This is a genomic window from Calditrichota bacterium, assembly GCA_016867835.1.
Lineage (GTDB): Bacteria > Electryoneota > AABM5-125-24 > Hatepunaeales > Hatepunaeaceae > VGIQ01.
The window spans coordinates 1-11,874 of sequence record VGIQ01000087.1 but is presented as its reverse complement, the minus strand read 5'-3'; the positions used below and the strand labels follow the sequence as shown (position 1 = coordinate 11,874).

Below are 11,874 nucleotides of genomic sequence, written 5' to 3'. Positions count from 1 at the left end.
GACCCCATCGAAGGATAACTGCTTCTCGATGTCGATTTCACCTATTACACCATCGTCAAACGTCAGGCGTATATGGTAGCCGCTCAGATATTCTACTGATTGGATTTTTCGCATTTAAAGTACAAAAGAGGGATCTACCTCAACAGCGGCGCGATTACCAGCGCTACCACGCTCATCAACTTGATCAGGATATTCATCGACGGGCCGGCGGTGTCCTTGAAGGGGTCGCCGACCGTGTCCCCTACGACCGCTGCCTTGTGAGCATCCGAGCCCTTTCCGCCATAGGCGCCGCCCTCGATGTGCTTCTTGGCGTTGTCCCACGCTCCACCTGCGTTAGCCATGAAGATCGCCAGCATCACCCCAGACGCCGTTGCACCCGCCAAAAAGCCACCCAACGCCTCCGCCGACCACCAGCCAAAGAGGATCGGCGCTACCACCGCGAGCGAACCCGGCACCACCATCCGCTTGATCGCAGCAGCGGTCGAGATATCGACGCAGCGCGCATAGTCCGCCTTCCCGGTTCCTTCGAGCAATCCCGTGATTTCGCGGAACTGCCGACGCACCTCTTCGACCATTTCGTAAGCCGCATTTCCGACCGCCCTCATCGCCAAGGCCCCGAAAAGGAACGGGAGCATCGCGCCGATCAGAAGACCGGTCATGACGTCCGGTTTTGAGACATCGATTGTCGTGACGCCGGCCGTGGCTTGGAATGCGCTGAAGAGCGCCAGCGCCGTCAAGGCTGCCGAGCCAATGGCAAAGCCTTTGCCGATGGCCGCAGTTGTATTACCAACAGCGTCCAACTTGTCGGTCCGGGCACGGACTTCCTTGGGAAGGTGACACATCTCGGCGATCCCGCCCGAGTTGTCGGCAATCGGCCCATAGGCATCGACGGCTAATTGAATACCGGTCGTCGAGAGCATCCCCAACCCCGCAATGGCAATTCCGTACAGCCCCGCCAAGTGATACGCCAGATAGATGCCGGCCCCCAGTGTCAGAATCGGCAATGCCGTCGAGAGCATCCCCAAACCGAGCCCGGCGATGACCACCGTCGCGGCGCCGGTTTTGGCTTGACCTGCCAGATTGCGCGCCGGGCGACGGGCTTCAGCGGTGTAGTATTCCGAAAAGAGCCCGATAGCGACCCCGGCCACAAGTCCGATCACCAAAGCCAGGAAAACCGCTCCCGGCGTCAGCCCACTCACCAGTGTGTTGGTCGGGTTGCTGGTGAAGTGCGCCGCTTGGGGCAGGAAGTACTTGATCACCGGATAGGAGACCAACAGCATGATCGCTGCTGCACCAAACGATCCAAGGTTGAGCGCCGCTTGAGGATTGCCGCCTTCACCCTCCTTCATCCGCACCGCAAACGTGCCAAGGATCGAGGCGCCGATTCCTACGGCCGCCAGAATCAGCGGAAGTATCACCAGGTTAAGGTTATAGAATGCTCCCAACACCATCGTCCCGACAATCGCGCCAACATACGACTCAAAGAGGTCAGCTCCCATGCCGGCTACGTCGCCAACATTATCTCCGACATTATCCGCGATCACCGCCGGGTTGCGAGGATCATCCTCGGGTATGCCGGCTTCGACCTTGCCTACCAAGTCGGCTCCCACATCGGCAGCCTTGGTATAGATTCCACCTCCGACGCGGGCAAATAGGGCAATCGACGATGCGCCAAGGGAGAATCCGGTCACTGTCGAAAGAAGGCGCTGCAGGTCGGCCTCGGTCCCATAAGCAAAGTCAAGCGCCCCGGTATAGAGAAAGAAGAGCCCGGCGAGACCCGAGACGCCAAGTCCTACGACCACCATCCCCATCACCGATCCACCCGAAAAGGCAACTGCCAAGGCGCCGGGCAGACTCGTCCGCGCGGCTTGCGTGGTTCTGACGTTAGCCAACGTCGCTACCCGCATCCCGAAGAACCCGGCGAGCCCCGAGCAGACCGCGCCAACAACAAACGAGAGCGACACCAGACTGCTTGACACTCCGGCGACGCCATTGACAACGCCGAGCACCACGGCAACAATTACTACAAAAATGCCGAGCACCCGGTATTCACGCCCGAGAAACGCCATCGCCCCGGTCCGGATGTAGCCGGCTATCTCGGCCATCCGCGCGTCTCCGACCTCGCGCGACTTGATCCAGTTCGACTTGACAAAAGCAAAGAGAAGGGCGGCCAGTCCGCCCAGAAGTGCAATAAGTAGATAGGAGTTCATTAAACCGGTGATAATGATGATGTTTATGAAAATGCCGCCGGTCAGGGGAGTGTCAATTCTCTCCTGTGCTTTGATGACAACTCCATCCGTTGCCTGGCCGCAATCGAAGGCTATTCGATACTTAGACCGTTATATTCGTTCATCGCGGTCAGGACTCCAGAGGTGATGCAGGCACTAACGGCATCTGCGGCACGTTCGACGATTAGCTCCACAAGTCCCTGTTTCGACTTCGGAATCTGGTCTAGCACGTAGTTGGCCAATTCCGCTGGAGGCTCATCACCTCGAATGCCAACTCGCAGCCGCGGCACGGCATCAGTACCAATGCATCTGATGATACTTTCAAGCCCGCGATGACCGCCCGCCGAACCAGACTCCCGAATCCGCAGCCTCCCGACCGGCAGGTCATGATCATCAAGGAGAATTAGTGCCTGCGAAGGCTCGACCTTGTGATACCTGAGCCATCGCGCGACCGGCTCACCCGACAGGTTCATATAGGTCGTCGGGAGCATCATTGCGACACCTCCCGCCTCGGCAAGAAGATACGCTCCCCGTCCGACCTTCAGTTCAACGCCTTGGCGTCGTGCCAGTTCACGGACCACCATCCAGCCGAGGTTATGCCACGTCTTCTCGTATCGAGGCCCGGGATTGCCGAGCCCGACTACGAGCCGGATCGGTAACGTCTTAACCGCAGGTGAGACTGACGTGGCGGGCGCGACTTGCTACTCGGACTTCGCGGCTTCGGCGGCCGGAGTCGCTCCCTCGGCACCTTCGATCGCAGCCCGAGCAGACTCCTCACGCACCAGCGTCGGCGAAGCGACGTGGGCGACAACGGTATGCGGATCCTGATGGAAGCGCAACTGCGGGTAGTCCAGATCGCTGACATGGATCGAATGTCCAATCGCAAGCGCAGCCACATCGACTTCGATGAAGTCGGGGATATCGCCCGGTTCGCACTCGATCGAGATCTCGGAGACGCCGTGCTCGAGGATGCCGCCGCCTTCCTTGACGCCGACCGGAGTCCCGGTGAGACGAACCGGCACTGTGACAGTGACCCGCTCGCCGCGCTTAACCCCGAGCAGGTCGAAGTGGAGCACGTCGCCGGAGACCGGATGGCGCTGCAGTTCGCGGAAGACGCACTCGCGCGGGCCCGTGCCGTCTATGGCAAGGCTGACCAGTTTGTGCCGGCCGCGGAGCAGTCGCGAGAGATCGATCCGATCCACTTCGACCGGGATGTTCTCGTCATGATAGTAGAAGACACCCGGGACAAGGCCGGCGGCGCGTGTCTTACGCGCTGCGCCCTTGCCGCCCGAGGCTCGGGTCGAAGCGTTCAGGATAGAATCAGACATTTTAAAGTGCGAAAGTGAGAAAGTGCTACCATTTAGTTAGTAAGTGATCGAGTGATCAAGTGCTATACAAAGAATCTACATTCATCGTCATTCCCGTCAAAACGGGAATCCAGTAAAAGACTATTCTGAGTCTGTTGATAAAAGTCTGAGCAAGGCTTGCTTTAAGCACGCATCATGCTGACGAAAGTCAGCATCCAGTCTGGATTCCGGCTTGCGCCGGAATGATGCCGGGACTTCTTCAACAGACTCATTCGTACATTCATCGATAATCACTCTCAGCTGGCGCGTATTATTACTAATCAGTGCAGAGAAGAGTTGACTTGGAGGGCGGACATTCCTGTCCGCCCTTGCCTAATTGGAACTTCTCATCATGGAGGACAAGAATGTCCGTCCAAAGGGCAGGCAGGAATGCCTGCCCTACTTGAGAAAACCACAATTATCTGCACCCATTAATAATACTACATCGGTGACATACATGACCTCGCCGGCATCCCGCAATCTGGCCACATAATTGCCCACTCTCTCACCTTGTTCGGGATCATCCTGAACAATGAATCGCAGTAGAACATTTGTATCCAGACCGATCACTTTTCTCGCCCTTGTCGAGCAATGATATTGTTTATCTCCCCCAAACTCAAATGTATCCCGTTACCATCCAGCATCCCGGCGAGTTCCATAATATCCCGCCCAATTTTCAGGCGCAATGAGCCGTTGGGTAACTCGACGATACGTACCTTTTGACCGGCTTTGATCGACCGCTTTTCGATGAGGTCGTCAGGCAGTTTGATCTTGCCGGATTCGTCGATAGTAGTGGTCCAGGTCATTTGATGAAACCGGTTGATTACATTCCTTGACGCGACTCCCGCCTGCGCGGGAATGACGAAACGAGAATCCTACGTAAACAACACACTTAACGACTCCCCCACATGGATTCGTTTGATCGCCTCGCCGAAGAGTCCCGCCACCGAGAGCACCGTAAATATGCCGCTCTCCCGCGCGTTGTCCTTGAGCGGGATCGTGTCCGACACCACAAACTGCTCGAAACCGGCATCGGAGATCTTTTCGACGGCTCGTCCCGACAGGAGCGGGTGGGTGCAAGCTGCATGCACCGCGGTGCAGCCGAGATCGCGCAGTTTCTGGGCGGCCTTGCAAATCGTTCCTGCCGTATCTACGATGTCGTCGATGATGAGCGCCACCCGGCCCTCGACCTCGCCGATCACGTTCATCACCTCCGAGTCATAGCCCTTCGCATCGTTTGGTCGCGACCGCCGCTTGTCGATGAACGCCAGGCCGGCCCCAAGCCGCTGCGCATAGGCGCGCGCGAGGGCAATCCCGCCCACATCCGGCGATATCACGACAAGGTTGTCGCCCGCTATGCGCCGGAAGTGGTCGATGAATATCCCCGACGAGTAGAGGTGATCGACCGGGATGTTGAAAAAGCCCTGCAACTGCGGAGTATGCAGGTCCATCGTCAACACACGGTCAACCGTCGCCGCTTCGATCAGGTTCGCCATCAGCCGCGCCGTGATGGCGACGCGAGGCTGGTCCTTGCGATCCTGCCGGGCGTATCCGAAGTAGGGGATGACTGCGGTGATCCGCGCCGCCGACGAGCGCCGCGCCGCATCGGCCATAATAAGCAGTTCGATCAGGTTCTCCGCCGGAGGATGAGTCGGCTGCACCAGAAAGACATCCGAACCGCGGATGTTGTCCTGATACTTGACCCAGAACTCCCCGTCCGAGAACCTTCGCCGGTCGATCGCGCCCGCCGGAAGTTCAAGATAACCGGCGATGCTGTCGGCGAGCGCGGGATGGGCCGAACCGCTGAACAGTTTCATCTCCGTCCCCGGGATCGTTAGGGATAGGTGCGCCTGCTGGGGCGGAAGGATTCGAACCTCCGAATGCGGGGACCAAAACCCCGTGCCTTGCCAACTTGGCGACGCCCCAGTTGCTATTCGGGCGTGCCCACACCCGCGCCTTCCGCCAAAAGCCGGTGGTATTCGCTTAGGACAAGCGACTCCATCTTCTGGCGAAACTCATTCGAAATCGGATGGGCGATGTCCTTGTAGGACCCATCCGGCATCTTGCGGGAAGGCATACAGACGAACAGACCGCTGTTCCCCAGTATCACCTTCAAGCCGCGAATGACAAAAACGTCGTCGAACGTGATGTTGACGAACGCCTTCAACTTGTCCTCCTCGCGGAGGTTGATGTTGATTTCGGTGATCTCCATCGCAATCGTCCTTCCGGGTATTTAACAAGGACGACAGAGAAATGCGAGCCACGGGGCCGGCCAGCCTAGAACCGCCGGTCCCGCCCGCGCCTCATCGTCAAAGACCGCATAGAGCGCCGACCCGCTGCCTGAGAGCCCGGCATTTCGGGCACCCAAGGTCAGCAGCTGGTCGCGTGCTTCCAACAGTTCCGGGTGGGCTGCAAAGACCACTGCTTCGAAGTCGTTCCGAAGATGGTCCCGCTCGGTCGTCCCCTCCGAAAAGTTGCGAACACTAATGTTAGTTCCTTCGGTTCCCAAAGTCAAGCGTTCATCAAGGCTCCGGTAAGCCCACGTTGTAGAAATCGGAAAACCGGGCCAGAGAATGACGACCCTTGTCTTCTCAGGAAGGCTTTCCGCCGACTTCAAGACTTCCCCGCGCGACCGACCAATCGCGGCAGGCCGGTCGAGCAGGAAGAACGGTACATCGGAGCCTAGCCCCAGGGCTATCTCAAAGAGGCGCGTGTCTTTGGGTTCCACTCCGTTTGTGCGAGCCATGCCGCGCAGAACCGCTGCAGCATCACTCGAGCCTCCTCCCAGACCGGCACCTACCGGGATCCGCTTGCGGAGTTTGATGTGTGCTCCTGACCCACTGAAGGTCGCGATAAATCGCCTCGCCGCCCGGATGACGAGGTTGGCCTCGTCCGTCTCGGTCAACTTCGGACCGTCATAGGTTACACTTTCTGCCGGTGTCAGTTCGATCTCATCAGCCAGATCGATCCGTTGGAAGAAGGTCTCAAGTTCATGATAACCGTCCGGCCGCCGTGCCCCTACCCGAAGTCCCAAGTTGATCTTGGCATATGCCTTCAGCACCATTGGCTCAGTGATCGACAGCCTTCCCTCTTCGTTCTTCTATTATCGATCCCTTTAGTTCTGCCAGTTTCACTCCTTCCCGCCATAGACATGGTATGCCAAACGCAAAGCTGTATAGGGTTACGCCGAGATGCTGAACGATCGCAAAGCCCATCGCCGGGTCGGCCGGGACATCGAAAAGCGATAGTCCAAGCAGCGTTATGGCGTGGAAGGTCCCTACCGCGCTCGGCGCCGAAGGCAAGGCGATGGCAATCGAATCGACGATCAGTATGACGAAGCAGGCTACCACCGGCGAAGCAGATATCAGAGGATAAGCACTAATAAATCCAAAACCTTCCATCATCAGCCAAACCTGCGCGGCGTAGATCACATAGAGCGCCAGCGTCCAGAGTGACACCCCAAGCAGGTGGTGGCTGGCGCGAAGAACCGAGAGGCCGACGATGAATCGCTCTATCATTCGTCGTGCCCGACGACCCATCAAGCCCCTGCCGAAAAGCCGGCCGAACAGCCCCTTGAACGGCTTCTTCGACGTAGCAAAATAGGCAAAGAGTGCAAAGATCGCCGACGACACCAGCCCCAGCACCAACGCTGCATCGGTGAAGCGCTTCGGAATCGGAAAGAAGAACCAGATGACCGCAATCAGCAGCAATAGGCTCAGGAGATCGATCACTCGCTCGAGGATCACCGTCGCAATAGCCGTCGAGCGCGATATGCCGATCCTTCGCGCCAATAATACCGCCCGGGCGACCTCGCCGACCTTGAGCGGAAGCGCTGCATTGGCAAGATAGCCTACGGTATGCAGCGAAAAGCCGTCGAATGCAGTCATTCGGGGATGGTCGGTGGTTACCACCGGTTCGACCATTGTCCGCCATCTGTATCCGCGAAGGAAGACGTGGACCGGAGTCAGAAGTATGCTTGCTACGATCGGCCAAAGTTGGATCCTACCAAGTATCTCCCAGACATGAGTGAAGTCGATCCGGCCATGGCTAAAGAGTGCACTGAAAAGCGACTCCTGCCCCCCAAAGTAGCCCTTCAAGTCCGGCTCAAAGACCGCAAGATAGATGAAGAATAGACTTAGCCCGACTCCGAGCGCCGCGCGATGACGGGTCATTGAAAGTTGAGTCCGGGGATTAGTGCGCTCAGTTGTTCAATCGTTAGATGGATAAAGGCCTTGGGGTCCCATCGTAATGCCGGACAACCATCCGTCCGGGCATGGCTATCACCGCAGATCGAACACCTCCGTTCCCTCCGGGGTATCGATGAGATTGAACCGTTCAGGCGGAATCTTGTCGAATCGGATATCCGTGAGGATGTAGGTGGTGGAGTTGTTGTTCAGGTCGAGAAGCCGAATGCGTCGCACGACAAGGTCGGCTTCCGTTACCCAGAGTGACGCGCCGTTAAGGAGTGATTCCTGCTTATCCTTGGGGATCAAGTCGAGTCGATAGCCTTTCTGACTCTCAACCGACAGTGGAGTTAGTTCACCGGCTTCGAAGTTGGAAGTGAACTCGAGCAGGAACTTGCGCGGCAGCGAAGACTCGCTGGTCTTGCCGGTCGCTTCAAGCATCATCTGGCTACGCGCGAGGTTGAGACGCTGAATGGTCTTGCCATCGGAGACGATCAACTGTTCGGGCGTCTCGATGCGCATCCGGTCATCGGAAGTTACGGCAAGCGTCCCTTCTCGGACAATCGTCTCGCCAGTCATGGCCCACTCGAATATCTCCCGAAAGTGGCATTCAAGCGCCTTCACATCCTTATACTTCTTCCGCAACTCCTTCAGTGCCGTATTGGGATTGGGCGTAGCGGCCGGAAGGTCAATGACTGAATACAACACGAAGAGTGTGGCGATCAGACCTGAGGCATTGCGTTTCATAGATCTCTATTTGTTTTCGCGCATTGATGATGCTGATTCATAACCTATGGCCTCGAGTCAACTAACTACTTTGCGGGCCACCAGGACTTCAGTCGTTGGACTCTCACGAACGAAAAGCAAGAGAATCCGCTCCAAGGGGTAGAGCAGAAGCGCCCAAAACCAACTAAACACCTCTGATCTCCAAGCCGTGAAGGTAATGGCCCACCAAAGAGTCCTCAGTATTATGCTGTCGCTGTCAACAGGGTAGTTCATCAAGACCAACATCGGACGCCGTTCGACAATTTCGAGCCTATTTGCCTGAAGGGTCTCATAGATCGTCTCCAGCCGACGCGATACCTGATGCTCTATTCGCATTTCGGCACCATGTAGAAAACTCTCGGAGAGAAGGAGATAACCACCCGGTCTCAGCAGGTCTGCCAAATTCGATATGGCATTCCGCCACAGTCGGTCGTCAACTATGTGGAACAGCACGTCGAAGGCTGAGACTGCATCGAAACGGGCCTTCAACATAGCGGGCAACTCCCGCCCTATGTCCAGGTGATGAAATCTGCAATGGGGGAAGAGCCTGCCCAGACTTTCCACAGCAACTTCTGCAAGGTCAACACCGTCCACTTCCCTTGCACCAGCATCAAGCCAAAGGCGGCAATAGAATCCCGTGCCCGAGCCGATGTCGATTACGCGATCGACCTTGGCCAAACCAAACCTACTGACTACGCTCCTGAACATGATTCGTCGGAGGTGATAAGTCACCCTGTTGAATCCTATTCCCAAGCCCTGATAGCCGACACCAGTCAGATTGAAGTTCCGGGTTAGTCGTTCATTCCAGTAACTTCCCGGAGTGAATCCTAAGTCCCGTGTTCCAGATACGGTCTTTGTCTTGGACCCTTCAGCCATGTTTCGGCGCTCCGTAAAACTCTCCGAGATTACTCGTCTTCACCAAACCGTTTCTAAGGGCTGAATCGAAGTAGGCGGGAACCTGCACCCCCAATGGCACTAGCATTAGTCGTCCTTTCACCGGTCTCGGCAAGGCGGTCCCGGCAATGCGATGGTCGAAGGGAGTGATCAGGAAGTAGATATAGGGCAGCATCCCCTCGGCATAGGATTGTGCCATTTCGGGGGCAATCCCACCGAAGTCGAGTCCGCCCGTCTTACGCACCAGGACAGCCTGCAGTTCCACCAGATTGAGGGGATAGCCCTTCACCGTCGGCACGGCATTCCACTGGGCATCTGCCATCACCCACTTCTTACGATTATTGAGGAATGCTTCGCAGACCACATGAAATGCTCCCGCCGGGCGCACTGCAACGTCCTTCGGCATGATCTCGACGACCCGGCTCCGAATGCCGAGGGCATTTAAGCACCCTGCTGTCACATAGGCATATTCACGGCAACTAAACTCGCCACCGGCTTGTGCTGCGCGAAGGATCGCGGTCGGGTCATTGGGTTGGGGAGGGCAGTCGCCCTTATGTTTCCACTGACGGTGCACCCAGTCGGTGATCCTCTGCACGCGTTCGAGATCGGACGTCGCACCGGCTACGATGGAATCGAGTCGGTGTTGTTCGCGCAACATGATGAGACTCGGGTTGATCGGGCGGTTGTAGTAGAACTGCCGGGTCTCCTTGGCTGGCCCCAAGTCCCAGAGGAGCGGCGTCACCTCGAACGAACTTCCGGCAGCAAACGCCCCCCCTACTACCAGACCGCGCACAAGAAGCCACCGGCTCCGGCCGGCAGCGGCAGCATTCCCTCTGTTGCCCATTTCTGCCTGTTGTTAGACGTGGTGTTTTGCTGTTGCTCTGCTCGCTACCTATACTCGATCGACATCAGACCGGCATAAAGATCAAACTCTAACCATCACTTGACGAGCCTCCCGGCCCTTCACCTGCCAATTGACCGCATGCAGCGGCGATGTCGGCTCCCCGGCTGGTGCGAAGAGTTACATCGACTCCGTTGCGTTTTAATTGGACAAAGAAATCCTCGGCTCGCGACGCCGTCGTCCGGCTAAACCCCTCGCCCACAGAGTTGTAGTCCATCAGATTGATCTTGAAACCGTGGTGTTTGGCGAGCGCTGCCAGCCGACCGGCATCGTCATCGCTCTCATTCTCACCCGCCAGGAGCAGGTAACTGAACGCCACCTGCGTCCCTGAAGCCCGGCCATAGTCAGCTGCTGCTGATGCGATCTCCTTTAGCGGATACCGACCGGCCAAGGGCATAAGCCTAACTCTCGCATCGTCCGTCGTCGCGTTAAGTGATATAGCCAGATTGACCCTTGGCAAGACGCATTCATCTGTGCGCGAGCGCGAAACCAGAGACGAAGTCATCGCCCGTATCCCCGGCAGCCAACCGGCTGTCGAAATTGTGAACCTTCCTCGAGAAATGCCGACTCCTTCCGGATCCGTAATCAACCCTGCCGCTTTGAAGACCTGATTTCGGTTCAGAAGCGGCTCGCCCATTCCCATCATCACAACATTCGTTGCCCTTCGGCCAAAGGCTCGCTCGAGGGCGGATAGTTGCCCAACGATCTCCCCGGCGGAGAGATTCCTCTTGAATCCAAGCCTTGCGGTCGCGCAAAATCCGCATCCGACTGCACAGCCTACCTGCGACGAGAGGCAGGCTGTGATTCGCTCACCTTCCGGAATCATCACCGCCTCGACGCGTTGACCATCGCCCATCTCAAGAAGCAGTTTGACGGTCCCGTCGAACGACTCCTTCCGCCGGACAACCTGAACTGGATCGGCCACTGCCATTTCGTCCAACGTCATCCGGAGACTCGCCGGAAGGTCGGTCATCAGGGCAAACTCCGGCTCGCGCCTCTTGTAAAGCCACTCATAGAGTTGCCGCCCGCGATATTTCGGCAGACCAGCGTGCTCCGCAAATTGCTCCAGTTCAAGCCGGTTCAGACCGAGCAAAAGCAGTCTTTCAGGTGGCGTCGGAGGTGTCTCGACCGGAACGCTGCCTGTGACCTTCAGAGGTAAGACCAGACGATTCACACGCTTACTTCAGAAATATCAAGCCCCGGTTATCAATGACGAGCGTCCTGTCCCGCAGGATCACCCGATAGGCGCCGTTGGGCAGGCCGTCCGCCCTCCAACGAAAGTCTGTCACTCCCGGTAATAGTCGATACCGCCCGACAATTCTGGCATCGGGTGCAGCAATCTCGACGAATTCCCCGCCCAACAGCGGCCGGTCGAACCGGATCACGGCTTCACGGTTGAACGGATTGGGGTAGAGTGACAGCAAGCGCGGCGTTTGCGGCGGCAAAGATTGTTGGTCTTTCTGCACCGCGACCGGATCCCGTCCCAGTTTCAAGAGCCAGAAGTCCGTCCCGCCTGCTCCGATGGATGACGTCGATCCGCCGATGTAGTAGCCTCC

14 protein-coding genes and 1 tRNA gene are annotated in these 11,874 nt (G+C 57.4%); all 15 read right to left on the bottom strand.

Going from position 1 to position 11,874, the window contains the following annotated elements; genetic code table 11:
* Positions 1-114, bottom strand: a 114-nt coding sequence (locus FJY67_09030; protein MBM3329594.1) for a DUF2442 domain-containing protein, incomplete at its 3' end; no start/stop codon positions are given.
* Between the two features lie 20 nt (positions 115-134).
* Entirely contained in the window at positions 135-2,210 is a 2,076-nt protein-coding gene (locus FJY67_09025) for a sodium-translocating pyrophosphatase (GenBank protein MBM3329593.1), read from the bottom strand.
* Between the two features lie 110 nt (positions 2,211-2,320).
* On the bottom strand, positions 2,321-2,881 hold the full coding sequence (locus FJY67_09020) for an aminoacyl-tRNA hydrolase (GenBank protein MBM3329592.1): 561 nt from the start codon (positions 2,879-2,881) through the stop codon (positions 2,321-2,323).
* A gap of 48 nt (positions 2,882-2,929) precedes the next feature.
* Positions 2,930-3,556 carry a 50S ribosomal protein L25 gene (locus tag FJY67_09015; GenBank protein MBM3329591.1) on the bottom strand — a complete coding sequence of 209 codons (627 nt, stop codon included), beginning with the start codon at positions 3,554-3,556 and terminating at the stop codon, positions 2,930-2,932.
* A gap of 417 nt (positions 3,557-3,973) precedes the next feature.
* A complete protein-coding gene (locus FJY67_09010) occupies positions 3,974-4,144 on the bottom strand; it encodes a type II toxin-antitoxin system VapC family toxin (GenBank protein ID MBM3329590.1) in 171 nt (56 codons plus the stop codon).
* The gene (locus FJY67_09005; protein MBM3329589.1) at positions 4,141-4,380 is read right to left on the bottom strand and encodes a hypothetical protein; all 240 of its coding nucleotides are present in this window, start codon (positions 4,378-4,380) and stop codon (positions 4,141-4,143) included. Before FJY67_09005 ends, FJY67_09010 begins: the two co-directional genes overlap by 4 nt.
* Positions 4,381-4,449: 69 nt before the next feature.
* Positions 4,450-5,391, bottom strand: a complete 942-nt coding sequence (locus FJY67_09000; protein ID MBM3329588.1) for a ribose-phosphate pyrophosphokinase — start codon at positions 5,389-5,391, stop codon at positions 4,450-4,452.
* A 36-nt stretch (positions 5,392-5,427) separates the two neighbouring features.
* Positions 5,428-5,500 (bottom strand) — tRNA-Gln (locus FJY67_08995).
* A 4-nt stretch (positions 5,501-5,504) separates the two neighbouring features.
* Positions 5,505-5,786 carry a septation regulator SpoVG gene (gene spoVG / locus FJY67_08990; protein ID MBM3329587.1) on the bottom strand — a complete coding sequence of 94 codons (282 nt, stop codon included), beginning with the start codon at positions 5,784-5,786 and terminating at the stop codon, positions 5,505-5,507.
* Between the two features lie 21 nt (positions 5,787-5,807).
* Positions 5,808-6,638, bottom strand: a complete 831-nt coding sequence (gene ispE, locus FJY67_08985; GenBank protein MBM3329586.1) for a 4-(cytidine 5'-diphospho)-2-C-methyl-D-erythritol kinase — start codon at positions 6,636-6,638, stop codon at positions 5,808-5,810.
* Positions 6,639-6,642: 4 nt separating this feature from the next.
* Positions 6,643-7,746, bottom strand: coding sequence for a flippase-like domain-containing protein (locus FJY67_08980; GenBank protein ID MBM3329585.1), 1,104 nt, complete (start codon positions 7,744-7,746; stop codon positions 6,643-6,645).
* Positions 7,747-7,854: 108 nt separating this feature from the next.
* The gene (locus FJY67_08975) at positions 7,855-8,505 is read right to left on the bottom strand and encodes an outer membrane lipoprotein carrier protein LolA (protein MBM3329584.1); all 651 of its coding nucleotides are present in this window, start codon (positions 8,503-8,505) and stop codon (positions 7,855-7,857) included.
* Between the two features lie 57 nt (positions 8,506-8,562).
* Positions 8,563-9,399, bottom strand: a complete 837-nt coding sequence (locus tag FJY67_08970; protein MBM3329583.1) for a class I SAM-dependent methyltransferase — start codon at positions 9,397-9,399, stop codon at positions 8,563-8,565.
* Entirely contained in the window at positions 9,392-10,261 is an 870-nt protein-coding gene (locus FJY67_08965; GenBank protein MBM3329582.1) for a transglutaminase domain-containing protein, read from the bottom strand. The genes FJY67_08970 and FJY67_08965 overlap by 8 nt, the downstream gene beginning before the upstream one ends.
* Positions 10,262-10,349: 88 nt before the next feature.
* Complete coding sequence (gene rlmN, locus FJY67_08960) at positions 10,350-11,492, bottom strand: 23S rRNA (adenine(2503)-C(2))-methyltransferase RlmN (GenBank protein MBM3329581.1); 1,143 nt, start codon at positions 11,490-11,492, stop codon at positions 10,350-10,352.
* Positions 11,493-11,874 lie beyond the last annotated feature (382 nt).